General features: G+C 73.8%; 15 protein-coding genes. 12 read left to right on the top strand and 3 right to left on the bottom strand.

From position 1 onward, the window contains the following. The first annotated feature begins 44 nt into the window (after window positions 1-44). A complete protein-coding gene (gene moeZ / locus ACIHEI_RS02625; protein ID WP_387637578.1) occupies window positions 45-1,223 on the top strand; it encodes an adenylyltransferase/sulfurtransferase MoeZ in 1,179 nt (392 codons plus the stop codon). Between the two features lie 150 nt (window positions 1,224-1,373). Further along, window positions 1,374-2,300: an NAD-dependent epimerase/dehydratase family protein gene (locus ACIHEI_RS02630; protein WP_396605352.1), complete on the top strand. Its 927-nt coding sequence runs from the start codon at window positions 1,374-1,376 to the stop codon at window positions 2,298-2,300. On the opposite strand, the gene ACIHEI_RS02635 is transcribed toward ACIHEI_RS02630, so the two are convergent. Then, a complete protein-coding gene (locus ACIHEI_RS02635; RefSeq protein WP_396605353.1) occupies window positions 2,297-5,089 on the bottom strand; it encodes a lysylphosphatidylglycerol synthase domain-containing protein in 2,793 nt (930 codons plus the stop codon). The genes ACIHEI_RS02630 and ACIHEI_RS02635 overlap by 4 nt on opposite strands. Window positions 5,090-5,232: 143 nt before the next feature. Here ACIHEI_RS02635 and ACIHEI_RS02640 point away from each other — a divergent pair, with 143 nt between their 5' ends. The 4 genes from ACIHEI_RS02640 (at window position 5,233) to ACIHEI_RS02655 (ending at window position 13,516) form a co-directional block, all read left to right on the top strand. After that, entirely contained in the window at window positions 5,233-5,571 is a 339-nt protein-coding gene (locus ACIHEI_RS02640; RefSeq protein WP_387637571.1) for an MGMT family protein, read from the top strand. A 111-nt stretch (window positions 5,572-5,682) separates the two neighbouring features. Next, window positions 5,683-8,955: an ATP-dependent helicase gene (locus ACIHEI_RS02645; RefSeq protein WP_396605354.1), complete on the top strand. Its 3,273-nt coding sequence runs from the start codon at window positions 5,683-5,685 to the stop codon at window positions 8,953-8,955. Further along, entirely contained in the window at window positions 8,942-12,130 is a 3,189-nt protein-coding gene (locus ACIHEI_RS02650; RefSeq protein WP_396605355.1) for a UvrD-helicase domain-containing protein, read from the top strand. The genes ACIHEI_RS02645 and ACIHEI_RS02650 overlap by 14 nt, the downstream gene beginning before the upstream one ends. Before the next feature lie 198 nt (window positions 12,131-12,328). Beyond that, window positions 12,329-13,516, top strand: a complete 1,188-nt coding sequence (locus tag ACIHEI_RS02655; RefSeq protein ID WP_392953987.1) for a PP2C family protein-serine/threonine phosphatase — start codon at window positions 12,329-12,331, stop codon at window positions 13,514-13,516. A 4-nt stretch (window positions 13,517-13,520) separates the two neighbouring features. Here the strand turns inward: ACIHEI_RS02655 and ACIHEI_RS02660 are convergent, their stop codons facing one another. Next, window positions 13,521-14,432, bottom strand: a complete 912-nt coding sequence (locus tag ACIHEI_RS02660) for an endonuclease/exonuclease/phosphatase family protein (RefSeq protein ID WP_396605356.1) — start codon at window positions 14,430-14,432, stop codon at window positions 13,521-13,523. 78 nt (window positions 14,433-14,510) lie between these two features. Between ACIHEI_RS02660 and ACIHEI_RS02665 the strand changes: the two genes are divergently transcribed. The 6 genes from ACIHEI_RS02665 (at window position 14,511) to ACIHEI_RS02690 (ending at window position 22,214) form a co-directional block, all read left to right on the top strand. Then, window positions 14,511-15,125 (top strand): PadR family transcriptional regulator, encoded by a 615-nt coding sequence (locus tag ACIHEI_RS02665; RefSeq protein ID WP_387637558.1) that lies wholly within the window; start codon window positions 14,511-14,513, stop codon window positions 15,123-15,125. Window positions 15,126-15,141: 16 nt separating this feature from the next. Beyond that, window positions 15,142-15,906: an ABC transporter ATP-binding protein gene (locus tag ACIHEI_RS02670; protein WP_387637555.1), complete on the top strand. Its 765-nt coding sequence runs from the start codon at window positions 15,142-15,144 to the stop codon at window positions 15,904-15,906. Beyond that, window positions 15,903-18,743 (top strand): FtsX-like permease family protein, encoded by a 2,841-nt coding sequence (locus ACIHEI_RS02675; protein ID WP_396605357.1) that lies wholly within the window; start codon window positions 15,903-15,905, stop codon window positions 18,741-18,743. Before ACIHEI_RS02670 ends, ACIHEI_RS02675 begins: the two co-directional genes overlap by 4 nt. Before the next feature lie 84 nt (window positions 18,744-18,827). Continuing rightward, on the top strand, window positions 18,828-20,225 hold the full coding sequence (locus ACIHEI_RS02680) for a dipeptidase (protein WP_392953997.1): 1,398 nt from the start codon (window positions 18,828-18,830) through the stop codon (window positions 20,223-20,225). Window positions 20,226-20,280: 55 nt separating this feature from the next. Further along, window positions 20,281-21,222: an NAD(+) diphosphatase gene (gene nudC / locus ACIHEI_RS02685; protein ID WP_392954000.1), complete on the top strand. Its 942-nt coding sequence runs from the start codon at window positions 20,281-20,283 to the stop codon at window positions 21,220-21,222. Between the two features lie 212 nt (window positions 21,223-21,434). Further along, window positions 21,435-22,214 (top strand): GntR family transcriptional regulator, encoded by a 780-nt coding sequence (locus ACIHEI_RS02690; protein ID WP_387637544.1) that lies wholly within the window; start codon window positions 21,435-21,437, stop codon window positions 22,212-22,214. A gap of 22 nt (window positions 22,215-22,236) precedes the next feature. Here ACIHEI_RS02690 and ACIHEI_RS02695 read toward each other — a convergent pair whose 3' ends face one another. Further along, window positions 22,237-22,488, bottom strand: a complete 252-nt coding sequence (locus ACIHEI_RS02695) for a mycoredoxin (RefSeq protein WP_387637542.1) — start codon at window positions 22,486-22,488, stop codon at window positions 22,237-22,239. Window positions 22,489-22,625 lie beyond the last annotated feature (137 nt).

Genomic DNA, 22,625 nt, shown 5'->3' on the forward strand with positions numbered 1-22,625 from the left:
TGTTGGCGTAGTCGAACGAGAAACTGACGACCATCGGAGTCCCCGTGTCGCTGCCACCCCTGGTCGAGCCGGCCGCCGAGCTCACTGTCGAAGAGGTCCGCCGGTACTCCCGCCACCTGATCATCCCCGATGTGGGCATGGACGGGCAGAAGCGGCTCAAGAACGCCAAGGTGCTCTGTGTCGGCGCCGGCGGCCTCGGCTCGCCGGCCCTGATGTACATGGCCGCCGCCGGTGTCGGCACGCTCGGCATCGTCGAGTTCGACACCGTCGACGAGTCGAACCTGCAGCGCCAGATCATCCACGGCCAGTCCGACATCGGCCGTTCCAAGGCCGAGTCCGCGCGCGACTCCGTCAAGGAGATCAACCCGCTGGTCAACGTGGTGCTGCACGAGGAGCGCCTCGACAACGACAACGTGATGGAGATCTTCTCCGGCTACGACCTGATCGTCGACGGCACCGACAACTTCGCCACCCGGTACCTGGTGAACGACGCCGCGGTGCTGCTCGGCAAGCCGTACGTGTGGGGCTCCATCTACCGCTTCGACGGCCAGGCCAGCGTCTTCTGGGCCGAGCACGGCCCGTGCTACCGCTGCCTCTACCCGGAGGCCCCGCCGCCGGGCATGGTCCCGTCCTGCGCCGAGGGCGGCGTGCTCGGTGTGCTGTGCGCCTCGATCGGCTCGATCCAGGTCAACGAGGCGATCAAGCTGCTGGCCGGCATCGGCGAGCCGCTGGTCGGCCGGCTGATGATCTACGACGCCCTGGAGATGCAGTACCGCTCGGTGAAGGTCCGCAAGGACCCCAACTGCGCGGTCTGCGGCGAGAACCCGACCGTCACCGAGCTGATCGACTACGAGTCGTTCTGCGGTGTCGTCTCGGAGGAGGCCTCGGCCGCCGCGATCGGCTCCACGATCACCTCCAAGCAGCTCAAGGAGTGGATCGACAACGGCGAGGACATCGACATCATCGACGTCCGCGAGGTCAACGAGTACGAGATCGTCAGCATCCCGGGCGCCCGTCTGATCCCGAAGAACGAGTTCCTGATGGGCAACGCCCTGCAGGACCTGCCGCAGGACAAGAGGATCGTGCTGCACTGCAAGACCGGTGTCCGTTCGGCCGAGGTGCTCGCCGTGCTCAAGGCCGCGGGCTTCGCGGACGCGGTGCACCTGGGCGGCGGCGTGATCGGCTGGGTCAACCAGATCGAGCCGGAGAAGCCCGTCTACTGACGCCACGCCCCGCACTGACGCGCAGTCAGCGAGCCGCCCGACCAGGGGAATTCCCCCGGTCGGGCGGTTTTGCGTGACCATGGGTGCGGAACAGCACCCCTGCGCCGGCCGTGGCGCAGGCGTTCGAGTTCGAGGGAGCGGTGGAGTCCGATGGGCAAGCATGTGGTGGTCGGGGCCGGGCCGGTCGGTTCGGCCACCGCGCGGCTGCTCGCCGAGCGCGGCGAGGAGGTCGTGGTGGTCACCCGCACCGGCGCCTCCGCCGCCCCGCTGGAGGGCGTGCGCCGCCTGCAACTGGACGCGTCCGACCCGCAGGCGCTCGGCTCCGCCGCCGAGGGCGCCGCGGTCCTCTACAACTGCGCCAACCCGCCGTACCACCGCTGGCCCGAGGTGTGGCCGCCGCTCGCCGCGTCGCTGCTCGCCACCGCCGAGCACGGCGGCGCGGTGCTGGCCACCGTCTCCAACCTGTACGGCTACGGCGCGGTGGACGGGCCGATGAGCCCCGACACGCCCCTGCGGCCGGTCTCCACCAAGGGCGAGGTGCGGGCCACGATGTGGCGCGACGCGCTGGCCGCGCACCAGGCCGGGCGGGTCCGGGTCACCGAGGTGCGCGGCTCCGACTACCTGGCCGCGAACGCGGTCGGCGCGCTCGACGACCGGGCGTTCTCCCGCGCCCTGGCCGGCCGCACCGTCCAGGTCCTCGGCGACCCGGACGCGCCGCACAGCTGGACGGACCCGCAGGACGTCGCCCGCCTGCTGGCCACCGTCGCCGCCGACGAGCGCGCCTGGGGCCGGGCCTGGCACGTGCCGAGCAACGCGCCGCGCAGCCAGCGGCAGGTGGTCGCCGAGCTGTGCGCCGCCGCCGGGCGGCCCGCCGCGAAGGTCACCGGCATCCCACGCCCGGTGCTCGTCCTGCTCGGCCTGGCCGACCCGACGATCCGCGCCGCCCGGGAGACCGCCTACCAGTTCGAGCGCCCGTTCGTGCTCGACGACAGCGCCACCCGCGAGACCTTCGGGCTGGCGCCGACGCCCTGGGAGGAGATGCTCGCCGGGATCGTCGCCGCGTACCCGAACGCCTAGAGCGCACTCCTGCGCTGGAGGACGTTGTAGGCGATCCAGCCCGGGAGGACGGGGAGCCAGAAGGTCAGCAGGCGGTACAGGAACACCGCCGGGGTGGCCGCCGTGAGCGGGACGCCGGCCGCGGTCAGCGCACCGATCAGGGCGATCTCGACCGGGCCGATGCCGCCCGGGGTGGGGATCGCCGAACCGGCCGCGTTCGCGGTCAGGAACACCACGGCGACGGCCGAGTAGGTGACGTGCCCGCCGCCGCCGAACGCCTGCACCGAGGCGTCCAGGCAGGCGGTGAAGGACAGCGTCAGCAGCAGGATGCCGCCGAAGCCGGTGACCAGCTTGCGCGGGGTCTGCATCAGGTCGAGCATCCGCGGGATCACGCCGAAGAACAGCGAGCGGACCCGGGTCACCACGAACCGGCGCAGCGGGGCCACCGCGGCCACCACCAGCGCGAGCACCGCGGCGGACAGCACCCCGATGATCACCGCCCGGGAGGCGCCCAGGTCCCCGTTGGTCTGGGTGCCGGTGATCAGGCCGAAGGCGAACAGCAGCAGCAGGTGGCCGCCGAGCCCGGCCAGCTGGGAGGCGCCCACCGAGGCGGCGGCCTGCACCGGCCGGATCCCGGCCTTCTGCAGGTAGCGGGTGTTCAGCGCGATGCCGCCGACCGCCGCAGGCGCGACCAGCTTCACGAACGACCCCGCGACCTGCGCCGCGACCGTCCGGCCGAACGGCAGCTTCTCCGGGACGAAACCGGTCAGGCTCATCGCCGCGGCGACGTACGAGGCGGCCGCGGCGGCCAGCGCGGCCGCCGCCCAGGCCCAGTTCATCTGGGAGACCTTGAACTGGTCCGGCCGGATCGTGGTCAGCGCCAGGTAGGCGGCGAAGGTCAGCGCCACCAGCATGATCAGCGTCTTCGGCTTGAGGCGTTCCAGCTTGGCCGGGGCCAGCGGCGCCTCGGGGGCGATTTGCAGGATCTGCCCGCGCAGCTTGGACAGCAGGTCCTCGTTGGCCTGCGCGATGTCCTCCTCGGCCTGCTGCTGGGTGCGTTCGCCCGACGCGACCTGCTTGAGCGCCAGCGCCTTCGCGGCGGCCTTCCGCTCCTTGGTCATCCGTTTCAGGTCGCCGCGGGTCTGCCGGCTCAGGCCGACCGGTTGCAGCAGCGGCAGCGCCTCGGCGATCCGGGTCGGGCCGAGCGCCTCGGTGGCGGCGGCCACCGCCCGCTCCGGGCCGGTGCGCAGCGCGAAGGTGGTGAGCAGCTGGGCGATGTCGATGCGCAGGGTCAGGTCGCCGGCCGCGATGTCGCCGCCGGACAGGTTGATCAGGCAGCCGGTGCGGTCGTCCATCACCAGCAGGGACTCGCCGGTGAGCCGGCGGTGGGCGATCCGGCGCTCGTGCAGGGTGGCCACCGACGTCCAGAACGAGGTCATCACCGCGTCGGTGACCTCCTCGTCGGCGAGCTCGTCCAGGGTGCGGCCGGCCACGTTCTCGTAGACCAGGATCGCGGCGTCCGGGCCGAGCTCGGAGGTGGCGACCAGTTGCGGGGCGCGGGCCCCGGAGGCGGAGGCCGCGTACGCGATCAGCGCCTCCTGTTCGAGTGCCTGGCGCAGCGACTGCGGGCTGCGGCGGACCGCGACCGAGCGCAGCCGCAGCCGCCGCCAGGCCCGGTAGAAGAAGCCGGAGGCCTGTTGCTCGCGGTCGATGATGTGCACGTCGAGCAGCGGCCCCTGTTGTTGCACGACCAGGTAGCGGCGGGTGCCGCCGGGGCCGTCGGGGGCAGTGTGCGCGGCGGACGGGGTGAAGCCGACCTTGCGCAGGCCGATCATCAGGTGCTGCCCGGTCGGCCGGATGTTCGGCGAGCCGATCGCGTACAGCGTGCCGTACGCCACCGACCAGCCGATCAGCACGGTGAGCAGCAGCGACAGCGGGGTGGTGTAGCCGTTGACCAGTTCGGTCGCGCCGGAGAGGATCACCACGATCCACAGCGCGACCCGCCAGCGCGGCCGGCTCGACATGCCGACGGCGGTCATGTACGCGATCACCGGGGCGAGGTAGCCGTGCACCGGGTCGGTGAGTTGCTCGCCGTCGCCCGGCGGGAACTGGGTCAGCGCGTTGCGGATCTCCTCGGGGGCGCTGGCCGCCACCCACCAGTCGACGCCCAGTGAGACGCCGTACGCGAGCACCGAGGCGAGCACACCGTCGGCGACCCGCAGGCCGTCGCGTTTGATCAGCCGCTCGACCGCGAACGCCAACGGCACCGCCAGCACCGCGACCGAGGAGACCAGCGCGGCGATGGTGGACAGCAGGTCCGGGATCCGCTTGGCATTGATCGTGATGTCGCTCTCGATGCCGCTGGTGGTGGAGACCGCCACCTGCGCCAGCACGAACACCGCGACGATGCCGAGCAGCCCGGCGAGGAACCGCAGCAGGTCCGAGGGCCGGTGGGCGCGCGGCGGCAGCAGCGGTTCGTCGACCGCCAGGTACTCGCCGCCCGGCTCGCCCGCCTCGGGCTGCTCGTCGTCGGGTCGCTCGTTGTCGGGCTGCTCGTCGTCGGGTCGCTCGTTCTGTCCGTTCCCGTGCTGGTCCGGTCGCTCCGGCGGCCGGTCCGGTGTGTCCGGACGGTCCGACCCGTCGTCCGGCGGCAGCTGAGCGGCCACCGCGTCCTCCCCCGTGTGGTGCGCGTCCCGCGCCCGGTGGCGCAGGTCGACCGGTGGTGGGGCGTCCTTGCCCCGCGGGGCGGAACCGTCGGTGGCGGACTCCTCGGAGCCCTTGTCCACGTTCAATTCAGCCGTCCCGGTCATCTGGTCTTGTTTCCTCGCGTGTCGCACTGCCCCGAAGATGCTGCCATGCCCGGAACCCCGGTGCGGTCCAGGGGCGGTATCCCGCGTGCCGCATCGCCCGCACGGGGTGCTGGAAATCGACCGGATGGGGAAGAATACGTCGGATGACCGAGCCGGACGAGGTGCCCGAGATCCCGCCGTACGCGGAGGCGGTGCTCGACCTGACCGAGCGGATCCCGCCGGGCCGGGTGATGACCTACGGTGACGTCGCCGAGTATCTGGGCCGCGGCGGCCCCCGCCAGGTCGGCCGGGTGATGGCGATGTACGGCGGCTCGGTGCCCTGGTGGCGGGTGATCCGCGCGGACGGGCGGCCGCTGCCCGGCCACGAGCACCGGGCGCTGCCCGAGTACCGCGCCGAGGGTACTCCGCTGCGCACCGTCGCCGGCGAGCCCAGGGTCGATCTGCGGGCCGCCCGCTGGGACGGGACAGCCGCACAGCCCTGACCGGGGAACGTGCGCGGGAGGGGCCTGTGGGTGCAGGATCGTAGGCTCGATGCGGCGGGCCCCACTCTCCCCACCGCCCGCCACTGAACCGCCGTACGACCCTGGACCGCAGTGACCTCACCGTTCCGCCTGGTGCGCAGCCCCCTCGCGCAGCCCGACCCGCCCGTGCTGGACGACTTCCAGCAGGCGGTGGTCGAGCACGCGTCGGGGCCGCTGCTGGTGCTCGCCGGGCCCGGCACCGGCAAGACCACCACGCTGGTCGAGGCGGTCGCCCGGCGGATCGCCGACGGCGCCGCCCCCGAGCGTGTGCTGGTTCTCACCTTCAGCCGCAAGGCCGCGATGGAACTGCGCGACCGGATGACCGCCCGGATCGGCACCACCGCCCCGCAGGCCACCACCTTCCACTCGTTCTGCTACGCCCTGCTGCGCGCCCACCAGCCGGCCGAGGAGTACGCCGAGCCGCTGCGGCTGCTGTCCGGCCCCGAGCAGGACGTGATGGTCCGCGAGCTGCTGGCCGGCGGCGCCGAGGACGCCAAGGCGGGCACCGCCACCATCCGCTGGCCGCTCGACCTGCGGGCCTGCCTGACCACCCGCGGCTTCGCCGACGAAGTCCGCGCGGTGCTCGCCCGCAGCCGCGAACTCGGCCTCGGCGAGCAGGAGCTGCTGCGCTTCGCGGAGGGCGTCCAGCGCCCCGACTGGGCCGCCGCCGCGCACTTCCTGGCCGAATACCTGGACGTGCTCGACCTGCGCGGCGTCCTCGACTACGCCGAACTCGTCCACCGCGCCGTACTGCTCGCCGAACGCGAGGACGTCGCCGGGCAACTGCGCGACCGCTACGACGTGGTGTTCGTCGACGAGTACCAGGACACCGACCCGGCCCAGGTGCGGCTGCTGCGGCGGCTGGCCGGCGGCGGCCGCGACCTGGTCGCGGTCGGCGACCCCGACCAGTCGATCTACGCGTTCCGCGGCGCCGACGTGAACGGCATCCTGGAGTTCCCCGACGCCTTCCGGCAGGCCGACGGCCGGCCCGCCGAGGTCAAGGTGCTGCGGGTGTCCCGGCGCTCCGGCGCGGTACTGCTGGCCGCCTCCCGGGAACTCGCCCGCCGGATGCCGATGGGCCGCCTCCCCGCCGACAAGCTCGCCGCGCACCGCGCCCTGCTGCCCTCCCGCGAGGGCGGCGCCGTCGAGGTGTACACCTACCCGACGCCCGGCGCCGAACTCGACTCGGTCGCCGACCTGCTGCGCCGCGCCCACCTGGAGGACGGCGTCCCGTGGGGTCAGATGGCGGTGCTGGTGCGGGCCGGCTCCCGGTCGATACCGGCCGTGCGCCGCGCGCTGGCCGCCGCCGGCGTCCCGCTGGAGATCGACGGCGACGACCTGCCGCTGCGCGAGGAACCCGCCGTCACCCCGCTGCTGCTGGCCCTGCGGGTGTGCGCCGAGGGCGAGGGCGCGCTCACCGCCGACCTCGCGCACACCCTGCTCACCGGCCCGCTCGCCGCCCTGGACGGCTCCGACCTGCGCCGCCTCGGCCGCACCCTGCGCGAGGAGGAACGCCGGGCGCTGGCCGAGGAGGGCGTGGCCGGCGTGGTCCGCCCCGCCGAGGAACTCGTCCGCGAGGCGCTGGAGCAGCCCGAACTGCTCGCCCTGCTGGACGCCCCGTACGCCCGCCGCGCCTACGAGTTCGGCGTGCTGCTGCGCAAGGTCCGCGAACTGCTGGCCGGCGGCGCGTCCGGCGAGGACGCGCTGTGGGAGCTGTGGGACGGCTCCCGGCGCTGGCGCGAACGGCTGGAACGGGCCGCGCTGCGCGGCGGCGCGGCCGGCCGCAACGCCGACCGCGACCTGGACGCGCTGTGCGCCCTGTTCGAGACCGCCGCCCGCGCCGAGGAACGGGTCTCCGGCCACCGCGGCGCGCTCGACCTGCTCGCCGAGGTCGAGGCCCAGGACATCGCCGCCGACACCCTGCGGGTGCGCGCCGTCCGCCCCGACGCGGTGCGGCTGATGACCGCGCACCGCTCCAAGGGCCTGGAGTGGCGCCTGGTCGTGGTGGCAGGCGTCCAGGAAGGGCTCTGGCCCGACCTGCGCCGCCGCGGCTCGCTGCTGGAGGCCGACCGGATCGGCCGCGACGGCCTCGCCGAACCGCTGTCGGCCGCCGCGCTGCTCGCCGAGGAACGCCGGCTGTTCTACGTCGCCGCCACCCGCGCCAAGGAACGCCTGGTGGTCACCGCCGTCAAGGCCCCCGCCGAGGACGGCGACGAACCCTCCCGGTTCCTGCGCGAGCTGTACCGCGAGACACTCGACCCCCGCACCGGCCGGGTGCTGGAACGCGTCCCGCAGGTGAAGGTCGCCGACATCACCGCCCGCCCACGCCGCCCGCTCGCGGTGCCCGCGCTGGTCGCCGAACTGCGCGCCGTCACCGTCGACCCCACCCGCTCCCCGCAGCTGCGCCGGGCCGCCGCCGAGCGCCTCGCCACCCTCGCCGCCGCCGTCGACGAGGAGGGCCGCCCGCTGGTCCCCGCCGCCCACCCCGACCAGTGGTGGGGCCTGGTCGACGCCACCGCCGCCCCGGAGCCGCTGCGCGAGCCCGGGCTGCCGGTGCGGCTGTCCGGCAGCGGCCTGGAGCAGCTGGAGTCCTGCGCGCTGCAGTGGTTCCTGGAGAAGGACGTGAAGGCCGGGCACACCGCCTCCGCCGCCCAGGGCTTCGGCAACGTGGTGCACGCCCTCGCCGACGAGGTCGGCTCCGGCCGCACCCCCGCCGACCTGGCCGTCCTGATGGAGCGCCTGGATACCGTGTGGGACGCCCTGGCCTTCGACGCGCCGTGGAAGTCCCAGCAGGAGAAGACCGAGGCCCGCGCCGCCCTGGAACGCTTCCTGCACTGGCACGTGCTGGAACGCGAGCGCACCACCGTCGCCACCGAGCACGGCTTCGACCTCACCCTGGACGTCGGCGGCGTCGCGGTGCGCATCCGCGGCTCGATGGACCGGGTCGAGGCCGACGCGGTCGGCCGCGCCTACGTCGTCGACTTCAAGACGGGCAAGCAGATCCCGACCGACAAGTCGCTGCCCGAACACCGCCAACTCGCCGTCTACCAGCTAGCGGTGCGCGGCGGCGCGCTCGACGGCCTGCCCGGCTTCGAGCACGGCGCCGTCCCGGGCGGCGCCGAACTGGTCCACCTGCGGGAGCCCGCCAAGGGCGAGCCGGACGCCCCCAAGGTGCAGCAGCAGCTGCCGCCCGACGGCGACCCGTGGATCGAGAACCTGCTCGCCGACACCGCCGGCCGGGTGCTCGCCGAGCGGTTCACCCCCACCGCGGGCGAGCGCTGCGGCCGCTGCGCGTTCCGCGGCAGCTGCTCCGCGCAGCGGGACGGCCGGCATGTCGTCGACTGAGCTGCTCGAACACCCGGACCAGCTCCGCGAACTCCTCGGCATCCCGTTCAACACCGAGCAGTTGGCGGCCATCGGCGCGCCCATGGCCCCTGGCGTGATCGTGGCCGGCGCGGGCTCCGGCAAGACCACCGTGATGGCCGCCCGGGTGGTCTGGCTGGTCGGCTCCGGCGCGGTGCGCCCCGAACAGGTGCTCGGCCTGACCTTCACCAACAAGGCCGCCGGGGAGCTCGCCGAACGCGTCCGCGCCTCGCTGCTGCGGGCCGGCGTGCGCGAGGACGACTCGCTCGGCGACCCGCAGATCTCCACCTACCACGCCTTCGCCGGCACCCTCCTCAAGGAGCACGGCCTGCGCCTGGGCATCGAACCCGACGTCCGGCTGCTCGCCGACGCCACCCGCTTCCAGCTCGCCGCCCGGGTGCTGCGGCAGGCCCGCGGCCCCTACCCGGCGCTCACCGGCACCTTCTCCGCGCTGGTCGCCGAACTGATCGCGCTCGACTCCGAACTCGCCGAACACCTGGTCGAGCCGTCGCAACTGCGCGACTGGGACGAGGAGTTGCTCGACCACCTGGCCACCGTCAAGCTGAGCAACGAGGACCTCCGGGCCGTCCCGAAGGCCGCCCGCGGCCGGCAGGAGCTACTGCACCTGGTCGAGGACTACCGGGCCCGCAAGCAGAAGCTCGGCCTGCTCGACTTCGGCGACCAGATCGCCGCCTCCGCCCGCCTCGCCCAGCAGCGCCCCGAGGTCGGCCGGCTGCTGCGCGAGCAGTACCGGGTGGTGCTGCTGGACGAGTACCAGGACACCTCGGTCGCCCAACGCCTCATGCTGGCAGGCCTGTTCGGCGGCCCCGACAGCGCCGGACACCCTGTCACCGCAGTCGGCGACCCCTGCCAGGCGATCTACGGCTGGCGCGGCGCCTCGGTCGCCAACCTGGACGACTTCCCGCAGCACTTCCCGCAGGCCGACGGCAGCCCGGCGCACCGCTTCGCGCTCAGCGAGAACCGCCGCAGCGGCGGCCGGCTGCTCGCCTTCGCCAACGAACTGGCCTTTGATCTACGCGAGATGCACGAGGGCGTGGAGGCGCTGCGGCCCGCGCCCGGCGCCGAACTCGACGGGTACGTGCGCACCGCGCTGCTGCCCACCCACGCCGAGGAGGTGGACTGGCTGGCCGACTCGATCGCCCACCTGGTGCGCACCGGCACCGCGCCCGGCCGGATCGCCGTGCTCTGCCGGGCCGGCACCGCCTTCCCCGACATCCACGCCGCGCTGGTGGCGCGGAGCGTCCCGGTCGAGGTGGTCGGCCTCGGCGGACTGCTCCAACTCCCGGAGGTCGCCGACCTGGTGGCCGTCTGCGAGGTACTCCAGGACCCGACCGCGAACGCCGCCCTGGTGCGCCTGCTGATCGGCCCGCGCTGGCGGATCGGCCCGCGCGACCTGGCGCTGCTCGGCCGCCGCGCCGCCGACCTGGTGCGCACCGCCCGGCTCGGCGACCAGGACCCCCTCGCCGCCGCCGTCGCCGAGACCGACCCCACCGAGGTGGTCTCGCTGGCCGACGCGCTGGAGACCTTCGTCGACGCCGAACAGCCCGACGAGCTGCCGTTCTCGCCCGAGGCCCGGGTGCGCTTCGCCCGCTTCGCCCGGGAGATCCGCGACCTGCGCCGGGCGCTCGCCGAGCCGCTGATGGACGTGCTGCACCGGGTGCTGACCGTCACCGGCCTGGAGGTCGAACTGTCCGCCTCCCCGCTGGCACTGGCCGCCCGCCGCCGGGAGACCCTGCACTCCTTCCTGGACATCGCCGCGTCCTTCGCCGACCTGGACGGCGACCCCGGCCTGGCCGCCTTCCTGGCCTTCCTGCGGGCCGCCCAGGAGTACGAGCGCGGCCTGGACGCCGGGCTGCCGGGCGGCGAGGACACCGTCAAGGTGCTCACCGCGCACAAGTCCAAGGGCCTGGAGTGGGACGTGGTGGCCGTCCCCGGCCTGGTCAAGGGCGGCTTCCCGTCCGGGCAGGGCCGGGAGCGCTGGACCTCCACCCGCAAGGTGCTGCCGCACGCGCTGCGCGGCGACGCCGCCACGCTGCCCGCCGACCCGGCGTGGAACGCCAAGGGCATGGGTCTGTTCAAGAAGGAGATGGCGCACCACGCCGAGGTCGAGGAACTGCGGCTCGGCTACGTCGCGTTCACCCGCCCGCGGTCGCTGCTGCTGGCCTCCGGCCACTGGTGGGGGCCCTCGCAGAAGCGCCGGCGCGGGCCGTCCGAGTTCCTGCTGAAGCTGCGCGTGCACGCCGAGCGGCCCGGCAACGGCGAGATCGAGCGCTGGGCCGAGGAGCCTGCGGGCGATGCGCAGAACCCGGCGTTCGACGTGTCCGTGGAGACCCCCTGGCCGCTGCCGCTCGACCCATCCGCGCAGCACGCCCGCCGCCGGGTCGCGGACGTGGTCCGCCGCCGGCTCGCTGGGGCGCCCGCGCCCGAGGCCGAGCAGATGGGCGTCGAGGACCAGCGGACGGTGGCCTCCTGGGACCGCGATCTGAGCGCGCTGATCGGCGAGTTGGAGCGCTCCCGGCGCACCGTCCGGGAGGTCGAGCTGCCCGCCTCGCTGTCCGCCACCGAGCTGATGCGGCTGGCCGCCGACCCGGACGGCTTCGCCCGCGAACTCGCCCGCCCGATGCCCCGCCCGCCCGCACCCGCCGCCCGCCGCGGCACCCGCTTCCACGCCTGGGTGCAGGCCCGGTTCGACCAGCCGCTGCTGCTCGGCCCGGACGCGCTGCCCGGCCTGGACGTCGACATCGACGAGATCGAGGACGAACGCGACCTGGAGCGCCTCAAGGAGGCCTTCCTGCGCGGCCCGTACGCCAGCCGCACCCCCTACCGGGTCGAGGCGCCGTTCCAACTGGTGCTGGCGGGACGGGTGGTGCGCGGCCGGATCGACGCGGTCTACCGGGACGCGGACCGTGGCGCAGGGTCACCGCGCTACGAGGTGGTGGACTGGAAGACCGGCCGGGAGGACAGCGGCGACCCGCTGCAACTCGCCGTCTACCGCCTCGCCTGGGCCGAGCAGGCGGGCGTCCCGGTGGAGCAGGTCACGGCCTCGTTCTGCTACGTGCGCAGCGGCCGGATCGAAACACCGTCAGGACTTCCCGGCCGAAAAGAGTTGAGCGATCTTCTGATCGGGAATAGGTAGAAAAGAGTCACTCAGAGCATTCAACCCGTCACGAGATCAAGTGAAACCTGTGCGCCCTGCACGTTTCGTGCCTATTGTGGGGTCGGTAACCGGTCATCCTCCCGTACTCCGGCCGCCGTCAGGGCCCCGACCCCCTGACCTCCCGTCAGACCCGCAGGTGCCGAGCAGCACCCGCACCTTCCGCTGGAGAGACCGACGTTGAGCGCGACCGGATGGATCAGGGACGTCCTCCACGGCCCCACCCCAGGGCCGGTACCCAACACCGTCACCGGCACATGGCCCAAGACCTCGCACGCCCTGCCGCTGATCGGCATGGCGCTGGTCGTCTCCCTCGACCTGCTGACCAACAGCCACGTCACCGTCGAACCCGCACTGACCGCCGTCCCCGCCCTCGCCGCCGTGGTCTCCCGGCGGACCTGGTACCCGCTGCTGACCGGCGCGCTCGCCGAAGTGTGCGCCTTCGGCATGGCCTGGTACAACGGCGTGCTCGGCCAGTCCGTGCACACCGCCACCGTCGCCGCGATCGTGCTCATCGCCGGCATCGGCCACCTCAGCGCCACCCTCCGGCTGCGCCAGGAACTCGCCCTCGCCGAGGCCCAGTTGGTCGCCGAGGTCGCCCGCCGGGTGCTGCTGCGCCCGGTGCCCGAACGGGTCGGGCCGGTACGGGCCGCCGTCCGCTACGCCGCCGCCGCCGCGCACGCCTCGATCGGCGGCGACCTGTACGAGGTGGTCAACACCCGGCACGGGGTGCGCGCCGTGATGGGCGACGTACGCGGCAAGGGCCTGGCCGCGGTGGAGACCGCCGCCGCCGTGCTCGGCGCGTTCCGCGAGGCCGCCCACCAGGAACCCGCGCTGGACCGGGTGGCGGGCTGGCTCGCCGTCAGCCTGGACCGCGCCCTGCACGAGAACGACCACCCCGGCGTCGAGGAGGAGTTCGTCACCCTGGTGCTGATCGGGGTCCGCCCCGACGGCGCCCTGGAGATCGCCAACTGCGGCCACCCCGCGCCCGTCCTGCTGCGCGGCGAGGACGCGCCCCGGCTGCTGACCGCCGACGAGACCGTCCCGCCGCTCGGGGTGCTCGACCCCGTCGACGTCTGCCCGCCGCTGCAACTGCTCATCACCGAACCCGGCGACCGCATCCTGCTGTACACCGACGGCGTCATCGAGGCCCGCGACCACCTCGGCGCGTTCTACCCGCTCACCGACCGGCTGCCGCTGCTCGCCGACAGCGGCCCGGTCGAGGTCCTGCACCGCCTGCACGAGGACGTCGTCCGGCACGTCGGGCACAAGCTCGGCGACGACGCCGCCATGCTGATGCTCCAGTTCGATCCGGTGCAACTGCCAGCGCAGCAGCAGGCCGAGGCACCGGTCGGGCACACCCTCTGAACGCCTAGACCTCGATCTCCACCACCAGCGGCCGGTGGTCGGACACCCCGGTGCGCGGCGCCGACACCGAGCCGACCGTGCTGCGCGGCACGCCGATGCCCAGGATGTGGTCGAACTGCACGGTCGGCCGGTGCGCCGGGTAGGTGGGGGTGCGGGCCAGGTCGTACCAGCCCTGCAGGCGGGTGCGGCGGGCGGTGCGGACCCGGTCGCGGGCCGCGGTGCGCTGGATCGCGTGCGCCGAGCCGAGCACGGTGCGCGGCACCGCGCCGATCAGGTTGAAGTCGCCGAGCACCAGGTACGGCTGCGGCAGGTCGGCGATCCAGCGCCGGATCGCGGCCAGCTGCGCGACGTTCCAGCCCGGCACGAACGACAGGTGCGCGGCGACCACGGTGAACTCCCCGGCTGGCCCGGCCAGTACCGCCGCCAGCGCGGCCCGCGGCTCGTCCGGCACCGCCGTCAGCCCGCGCCGCCCGGCCACCCGCAGCGGCAGCCCGAACGGGGCGGGCGCGAACCGGCGGGCCCGCCAGTGCAGCACCGGCAGCCTGGTCAGCAGCGCGGTGCCGTACGACGGGCGGTCGGCGCCGTCGTCCGCCTCGGCGGGCCCGTACACCTGGAGGCCCGGGACGGCCGGGTCGGTGACCCAGCCGGCCGACCGGGCGGGGGTGCCGTGCAGGGCGGCGGCGAAGCGCCAGTCGGCGGCGCCCATCGCCTTGGCGGCGACGGCGGCCTGGTCGGTGCGGCCGGAGCGCTCCGGGCCGCGGTCCACCTCCTGGAGGGCGAGGACGTCGGCGTCCAGCGCGGCGACGGCCTCGGCCAGCGGGCCGCCCGGCTCGACCGGGTAGGGCGCGGGGCTGCCGTCGGCGGCGAGCGGCTGGCCGTGCAGCAGGTTGTACGTGGCGATCCGCAGAGTGGTCACGGAGCCGACGGTACCGGGTGGGTGTGACCGGGGTGGCGGCTTGAGCAGGTCAGGCCATACCGGGTATACATACTCAGTATGTCGATCCGTCACGGCCTGCTCGCCCTGCTCGACCAGGGCCCGCGCTACGGCTACCAGCTGCGATCCGAGTTCGAGGCCCGTACCGGGGCGACCTGGCCGTTGAACGTCGGCCAGGTCTACACCACCCTGGGCCGACTGGAGCGCGACGGCCTGGTCGAGTCCGCAGGGGAGGACGACGAGGGCCACCAGTTCTACGCCGTCACCGACGAAGGACGCGCGGAACTGCTCCGCTGGTTCGACACCCCGGTGCCGCGCACCAACCCGCCGCGCGACGAACTGGCCATCAAGCTGGCGATGGCGGTGACCGTCCCGGGAGTGGACGTCACCGGCGTCGTCCAGGGCCAGCGCCGGCACAGCATGCAGGCGCTGCAGGACTACACCCGGCTCAAGGGCCGGGCGCTGGCCGCCGACACCGGCGACGGCGCGGACCTGGCCTGGCTGCTGGTGCTGGAGCAGCTGATCTTCCAGACCGAGGCGGAGATCCGCTGGCTGGACCACTGCGAATCCCGACTCGGCAAGCACGCCGAGCGACAGGCCGCTGCCACGGCCGAACCCGCCGCCGCGCCGCCCGCGCGCCGCGGCGTCAAGAGCCGCGCCCGCGGCCGCCTCTGAAACTCCTGGGGGAGCGATGACCGAACAACTCAAGCCGGCCCAGCCCGTGCTGCACCTGGACCGGGTGAGCCGCGTGCACGGCCACGGCGCTGCCGAGGTGCACGCGCTGCGTGCCGTGGACCTGAAGGTGTACCCCGGCGAGCTGGTCGCCGTGATGGGGCCCTCCGGCTCCGGCAAGTCCACCCTGCTGACCCTGGCCGGCGGCCTCGACAGCCCCAGCGACGGCCAGGTACTGGTCGAGGGCATCGTGCTCGGCAGCCTCGACCGCAAGAAGCTCGCCGCGGTCCGCCGCCGCTCCGTCGGCTACGTCTTCCAGGACTACAACCTGATCCCGGCGCTCACCGCCGCCGAGAACATCGCGCTGCCCCGTGAACTCGACGGCATATCCGCCCGCGCCGCTCGCAAGGAGGCGCTCGCCGCGCTCGAGGAACTCGGCATTCCGGAACTCGCCGACCGCTTCCCCGACGACATGTCCGGCGGCCAGCAGCAGCGCGTCGCCATCGCCCGCGCGCTGATCGGCGAGCGCCGCCTGGTGCTCGCCGACGAGCCCACCGGCGCCCTCGACTCCACCACCGGCGAATCCGTGCTCGCCGTCCTGCGCGCCCGCTGCGACGCCGGCGCCGCCGCCATGATGGTCACCCACGAGGCCCGGCACGCCGCCTGGGCGGACCGGGTGGTGTTCCTGCGCGACGGCCGGCTGGTCGACGAGACCGCCCGGCAGGACGCCGGCACCCTGCTGGTCACCGCCGCCGCCAACGCGCTGAAGGGCGAGGACCAGTGAGGCTGACCGCCTGGCGGGCAGCCCTGCGGATCGCCCGCCGCGACGCGATGCGCGCCAAGGGCCGCAGCGCCCTGGTGGTGGCGATGATCGGCCTGCCGATCCTCGGCGTGGCCGGCGTCGACGTGGTCGCCCGCAGTGCCCAGCTGGAACCGGGCGAGAAGGTCGCCCGGGTGATGGGCACCGCCGACGCCCGGATCTCCGTGAGCCAGCGCGGCGACATCGTCCTGCAGGCGCCCAACCCCGACGACGAGACCCAGACCGGCGCGCCCGGCCCCGACGGAAAGCCGCGGGCGAAGACGCCCGAGGAGCAGCGCAGCGCGAGCACCGAGCCCGTCGACCTGATCAAGGAACTGCTCCCGGCCGGCACCAAGCTGGTGCCGATGCCCGCCGGACCGCGCACCACGGTCACCACCAAAGAGGGCCGGATGACGGTCGAGGCCGTCGAGGTCGACCTGTCCGACCAGGTCTGGCACGGCATGGTGAACAGGATCCGCGGCACCGCCCCGGCCCAGCCGAACGAGATCGCCGCCACCCAGGAGTTCCTGAACCAGTCCGGGCTGCGGCTCGGCGACTCCACCGCGATCCACGGCCTGGAGTCCAAGCCGTTCACCATCACGGCCGTCGTCGAGATCCCCGCCGAACTCAAGCGCGCCGAACTGTTCGCCCGCCCCGGCAGCGTGATCGCCCCGCTCGCGCAGGCCGACCCGGACCGGGCGGTCGTCCCGGAGAGCCGCGACAGCTGGCTGGTCCAACTGCCCGCCGGAGCGGCCGCGCTGGACTGGCCGAAGGTGCTGGAGCTCAACAAGTACGGCTTCGCGGTCGCCTCCAAGGCAGTCCTGATGGACCCGCCCGCCCGCTCCGAGGTGCCGCTGTACCAGCAGCCCGGGCGGCAGGACTACGGCGGCATCGACAAGGTGACCGTCGCGATCGTCGGCACCGTGGTCGGCATGGCCCTGCTGGAGATCGTGCTGCTCGCCGGACCGGCCTTCGCGGTCGGCGCCCGCCGCTCGCGCCGCCAGCTCGGCCTGCTCGCCGCCGGCGGCGGCGACCGCGGGCACGTGCGCGCCGTGGTGCTCGGCGGCGGAGTGGTGCTCGGCGTGACCGGCGCGCTGACCGGCCTGGTGCTCGCGATCGTGCTGGTCGCGGTGTTCCGCGACAACGCCGAACAGTTCGCCGGACGCCGCTTCGGCCACTTCGACCTGCAGCCGCTCGACCTGCTGGCGATCGTCGTGGTCGGCCTGGTCACCGGCCTGCTCGCGGCCGTGGTGCCCGCCGTCCAGGCCTCCCGGCAGGACGTCGTGGTGGCGCTCACCGGACGCGGCGGCAGCAAGCCCCCCAGCCGGATCGTCGCCGTGCTCGGCCTGATCATGATCGGCGGCGGCGCCGCCCTGGCGCTGGCCTGCGCGGCCACCGGCACCGCCGTGGTCTACGGCCTGCTCGGCGGCTCGGTGATCGCCGAGATCGGCATGCTGATGTGCACCCCGATGCTGATCGGCCTGTTCGGCCGGCTCGGCCGCCACCTGCCGCTCAGCCCGCGCCTCGCGCTGCGCGACTCGGTGCGCCACCGCGGCCGCACCGCCCCGGCGGTGGCCGCGGTGATGGCCGCCGTGGCCGGTGCCGTCGCCGTGGGCATCTACACCACCAGCAGCACCGAGCAGCAGCGCCGCGAGTACATGCCGTCGGCGCCCCCCAACACGGTCGCGCTGTACGCCGGCTGGGGCCCGGCCGCCGACCAGAACCGGCTGCCGATGATGCGCGAGGTGATCGAGAGCAACATCCCCGACCTCGGCGAGCGCGCCGACGTGTGGGACGCGACGCCGACCGCCAAGTGCAACCCCGGCGCGCCCTGCGGCTGGGTCCAGGTCGTGCTGCCGGAGTCCAAGCGCTGCCCGGCCGATGCGGCCCGCTCCGCCGAGGAGTACGAGCGCCTGCACACCGACCCCCGCTGTGAGGTGAACCGGAACCGCGGGGAGCGCCGGAGCACCATGTTCGGCGAAACCCTGGTCGGTGACGCGGCCCTGCTGCACACCCTGTTCGGGGTGCGCGACCAGGCCGCCGAGAAGGCCCTCGCCGACGGCAAGATCCTGGTGTTCCGGCCCGACTACGTGGAGAACGGCAAGGTCGACCTGCTGGTCACCGACCCCTTCGACCAGAAGAAGATGCGCGAGGACAACAACTACCGGCCGGCGGAGCGCCACTTGGTGGCGGACGCGGTCGAGGTGCACGTCCAGGCGCCGTTCGGCAACGCCATGATGACCCGCCAGACCGCCGAGAAGATCGGCCTGGGCACCCGGGCGGCCGGCTCGCTCTGGATGCCCACCGCGGAGCCGTCCGACAAGGCGTACCAGAAGGCCAACGGCTCGCTGGCCAAGCTGGACGACAACGCGATGATCACGGTCGAGCGGGGCTTCCACCCGGACGTCGACCTGATCACCGTCGGTCTGACGGTGTTCGCCGGACTGGTGGCGCTCGGCGCGGCCGGCATCGCCACCGGCCTGGCCGCCGCGGACTCCCAGCAGGACCTCGCCACGCTGGCCGCGGTCGGCGCTAGCGGCGGCATCCGGCGCCGGCTGTCCGGCTTCCAGTGCGGCGTGATCGCCGCGATGGGCGCGGTGCTCGGTCTGTTCTGCGGTGCCGTCCCGTCCATCGCGCTGCGCATCTTCCAGGCGCAGGACCAGGCGAAGTGGGCGATGCCGGGCCAGCCCGCTCCCGAAGCGGTGATCGCGATCCCGTGGGGCGAACTCGCGGCGATGGTGATCGGCCTGCCGGTGCTGGCGGTGCTGCTCGCGGCGGCGCTCACCCGCTCCAAGATCGCCATGGGCCGCCGGGCCGCCTGAGGCCCGGCACAGGCAGGGTGACCGTGCTCACGGCCGAGGGAGGCCGTGGGCACGGACCCATCCGGGCGAACTAAAGTCGTCCGCATGACGAAAACCCCGGACAGCGCCGTCCGCTCCTTCATCGACCAGCACGAGGACACCTTCCTGGCCGACCTCGCCGACTGGCTGCGCATCCCCTCCGTCTCGGCCGACCCCGGCCGGGCCGGAGAGGTCCGCCGCTCCGCCGAGTGGCTGGCCGACAAGCTGCGCGCGACCGGCTTCCCGGTCGCCGAGGTGTGGGAGACGGACGGGCTGCCCGCGGTGTTCGCCGAGTGGCCGTCCGGCGACGAGGGCGCGCCGACCGTGCTGGTCTACGGCCACCACGACGTGCAGCCCGCCGCCAAGGAGGACGGCTGGGACACCGAGCCGTTCACACCCACCGTGGTCGGCCGCCGGCTGTACGCGCGCGGCGCCGCCGACGACAAGGGCCAGGTCTTCTTCCACACCCTCGGCGTGCGCGCCCACCTCGCCGCCACCGGCCGCACCGCGCCCGCCGTCAACCTCAAGCTGCTGATCGAGGGCGAGGAGGAGTCCGGCTCGCCGAACTTCGCCGCCCTGGTGCGCCGCGAGGCCGACCGGCTCGCCTCCGACGTGGTGATCATCTCCGACACCGGCATGTGGTCCGAGACCACCCCGACCGTGTGCACCGGCATGCGCGGCCTGGCGGACTGCCAGATCGACCTGTACGGCCCGGACAGCGACATCCACTCCGGCTCGTTCGGCGGCGCCGTCCCCAACCCGGCCGACGTGGCCGCCGCGCTCGCCGCCGGCCTGCACGACGCGGACCGCAAGGTCGCGGTGCCCGGTTTCTACGAGGGCATCGTCGAACTCACCGACGAGGAGCGGGCGCTGTTCGCCGAACTGCCCTTCGACGAGGCGCAGTGGCTGAAGGTCGCCAAGTCGTACGGCACCCAGGGCGAGGCCGGCTACACCACCCTGGAGCGGGTCTGGGCCCGTCCGACCGCCGAGGTCAACGGCATCTGGGGCGGCTACACCGGCCCCGGCGGCAAGACCATCGTCCCGGCCGAGGCGCACCTCAAGCTGTCCTTCCGGCTGGTGGCCGGCATGGAGGTGGAGAAGGTCCGGGAGGCCGTCGCCGCCTGGGTTTCCGCGCAGGTCCCGGCGGGCATCCGGTACGAGATCGTCTTCCCGGGCGCCACCCGCCCGTGCCTGACGCCGCTGGACCACCCCGCCCTGCAGTCCACCGTCCGGGCGATGGGCCGGGCCTTCGAGCAGAAGATCCTGTTCACCCGTGAGGGCGGTTCCGGCCCGGCCGCCGACCTGCAGGACGTGCTGGGCGCGCCGGTGCTGTTCCTCGGCATCTCGGTGCCCTCGGACGGCTGGCACTCGATCAACGAGAAGGTGGAACTCGACCTGCTCCGCAAGGGCGTCGAGACCTCCGCGTACCTGTGGGGCGACCTCGCGGAGAACTTCCGGCCGTGAGTGCGCGTCCCGAAGCGGCGAAGGCGCCGTACCTGCCGTACCGAAGCGAACGGGGATGGACGAGTTGAGCAGCGCCCCTGACACCAAGCACCTCGCGCTGACCCGCGCCGGGGTGGACCGGTCGGCGCACCGCCGACTCGACGAGCCGTGGCTGGCCGCGGCCTGGAGCCACCCCACCACCAAGGTGCTGCCGATCGCCGGCGGCGAGGCGTTCGTGGTGGACACCGGCAGCCGCACCGAACTGGTGCTGCTGCCCTCCTTCGAGGCCCCGCAGAACGGCTCCCGCTACTTCCTGGGCACCGACGACGACGGCGTCCACTACTTCGCGCTGGACTGCGAGTCGCTGCCCGGCCGACTGGACGGCGACGCCCGCCCGGCCGGGCTGCGCGAGGTCGGCGGCTCGCTCTCCGACCGGGACTCCGGGCTGCTGGTGCACGCCGTCGCCCTGGAGCACTGGCACCGGCTGCACACCTTCTGCTCCCGGTGCGGCCACCGCACCGAGAAGGCCGGCGCCGGACACCTGCGCCGCTGCACCTCCTGCGCGGCCGAGCACTACCCGCGCACCGACCCGGCGGTGATCATGCTGATCACCGACGGCGAGGACCGCTGCCTGCTGGGCCGGCAGGCGCTCTGGCCGGAGGGCCGCTGGTCGACGCTGGCCGGGTTCGTCGAGCCCGGCGAGTCGATCGAGCAGACGGTCGGCCGCGAGGTGCTGGAGGAGGCGGGCGTCCGGGTCGCGGAGGTCGAGTACGTGGCCAGCCAGCCCTGGCCGTTCCCGTCCAGCCTGATGCTCGGCTTCCTCGGCCGGGCGCACCCCGACGGCACCGGGATCACCGTGGACGGCGAGGAGCTGTCCGAGGCCCGCTGGTTCACCCGGGAGGAACTGCGGGCGGGCATGGCGGCCGGCGAGATCCTGCCGCCGTCCGGCATCTCGATCGCCCGGCACCTGGTCGAACTCTGGTACGGCGAACCGCTTCCGGCGGCCGCCCGCTGGTGAGCGAAAAGCGGTACCTGCAGGGGCGTGCGGAGCACTCCGCGCGCCCCTGCGGTGCATCCGACCGACCCGGGGGACCGGCCGGGTCCCGCTCCGCCGAGCGGAAATGTTCGAATCCCCAGGGGCGGAATCGCCAGGGTTTCCCGAACAGACCCGCGACCATGGCTGCCCGGTTCGGCTGAAATGCCACAAAAGGCCTGACTACATTCGCTCGCGTGACGATCCCCCGCGCCGCCGCGACCCCGCCCAAGTACCAGCGCATCGCCGCCGACCTGCGCCGCCGCATCGACTCCGGCGAATGGGAGGACGACGGCCGGCTCCCCGTCGAGAGCGAACTGGAGGAGCAGTACCGGGTGGCCCGCAACACCGTCCGCCTCGCCGTCGACGTCCTGGTCAACGAGGGCCGGCTGGTGCGCGTCCAGGGCAAGGGCACCTTCCTGCGCCGCCGGGCCCGGCACGACCACCGGGTCTACCCCCGGCCGCACCGCCGCGGCGCCCTGCCGGCCGGCGGCGAGACGTACGCCGCCGAAGCCCGGGCAGCCGGACTGGACCTCAGCTTCGAGTACGAGGTGTGGGCCGTCCGGGCCCGCCGCGACATCGCCGACTGGCTCGGACTCCAGCCCGACGACAGCGTCATGATGCGCCGCCAGCTCTGCCGCGTCGCCCAGGAGCCCTACGCCATCGAGGACAGCCACTACCGGCCCGGACTGGCCGCCGGCACCCCGCTGATGGAGGACCTGCCCGCCCCCGGCGGCGACGAACGGACACTGGCCGACCTCGGCCGCACCGAGACCGCCGCCACCGACCACCTCACCGCGCGGATGCCCGACCCCGCCGAGGCCGCCTGGTTCGGGCTCGGACCCGGCGTGCCACTGCTGGTCAACACCCGCGTCACCCGCGACCGGCGCGGCCCGATCCGGGTGGTGGAGACCCGCTACGCAGCCGACCGGGCCCGGCTGCTCTACGAACTCGGCGACCCGGCCCCGGCCGGCTGACCGGGGCCCGGGCGCCCAGTGGTCAGACCAGCGCGGCCTGGACCTGGCGCAGGCTCGGGTTGGTCATCACGCTCTGCTCGCCGGAGGCGCCGACCACCACGACCGTCGGGACCGTCTGGTTGCCGTCGTTCACCGACTCCACGTAGGACGCCGAGGCCGGGTCCTGCTCGATGTTGACCTCGGTGTAGGCGATGCCCTCGCGGTCCAGCTGGCTCTTGAGGCGGTTGCAGTAGCCGCACCAGGTCGTGCTGTACATCGTGACGGTGCCGGACATGGTGAGGGACTCCTTCGGTCGACGTAACGGGGCGTGCAGCCCACGGAGCAAACGTCCGGCGGGCCGCCCCCATTCCAGGACGGGTAACAGTGGCACGATCCGATCATCCGAGCGGGCCTGTGGACAACACCGTCCGG

Source organism: Kitasatospora sp. NPDC051984, from assembly GCF_044593455.1.
Lineage (GTDB): Bacteria > Actinomycetota > Actinomycetes > Streptomycetales > Streptomycetaceae > Kitasatospora.

Bases quoted from the DNA above. Each gene is read 5' to 3' on its own strand.
- ACIHEI_RS02630 (WP_396605352.1), top strand. From the start codon at position 1,374: ATGGGCAAGCATGTGGTGGTCGGGGCCGGGCCGGTCGGTTCGGCCACC.
- ACIHEI_RS02635 (WP_396605353.1), bottom strand. From the start codon at position 5,089: ATGACCGGGACGGCTGAATTGAACGTGGACAAGGGCTCCGAGGAGTCC.
- ACIHEI_RS02640 (WP_387637571.1), top strand. From the start codon at position 5,233: ATGACCGAGCCGGACGAGGTGCCCGAGATCCCGCCGTACGCGGAGGCG.
- ACIHEI_RS02650 (WP_396605355.1), top strand. From the start codon at position 8,942: ATGTCGTCGACTGAGCTGCTCGAACACCCGGACCAGCTCCGCGAACTC.
- ACIHEI_RS02665 (WP_387637558.1), top strand. From the start codon at position 14,511: ATGTCGATCCGTCACGGCCTGCTCGCCCTGCTCGACCAGGGCCCGCGC.
- ACIHEI_RS02670 (WP_387637555.1), top strand. From the start codon at position 15,142: ATGACCGAACAACTCAAGCCGGCCCAGCCCGTGCTGCACCTGGACCGG.
- ACIHEI_RS02680 (WP_392953997.1), top strand. From the start codon at position 18,828: ATGACGAAAACCCCGGACAGCGCCGTCCGCTCCTTCATCGACCAGCAC.
- nudC (WP_392954000.1), top strand. From the start codon at position 20,281: ATGGACGAGTTGAGCAGCGCCCCTGACACCAAGCACCTCGCGCTGACC.
- ACIHEI_RS02695 (WP_387637542.1), bottom strand. From the start codon at position 22,488: ATGTCCGGCACCGTCACGATGTACAGCACGACCTGGTGCGGCTACTGC.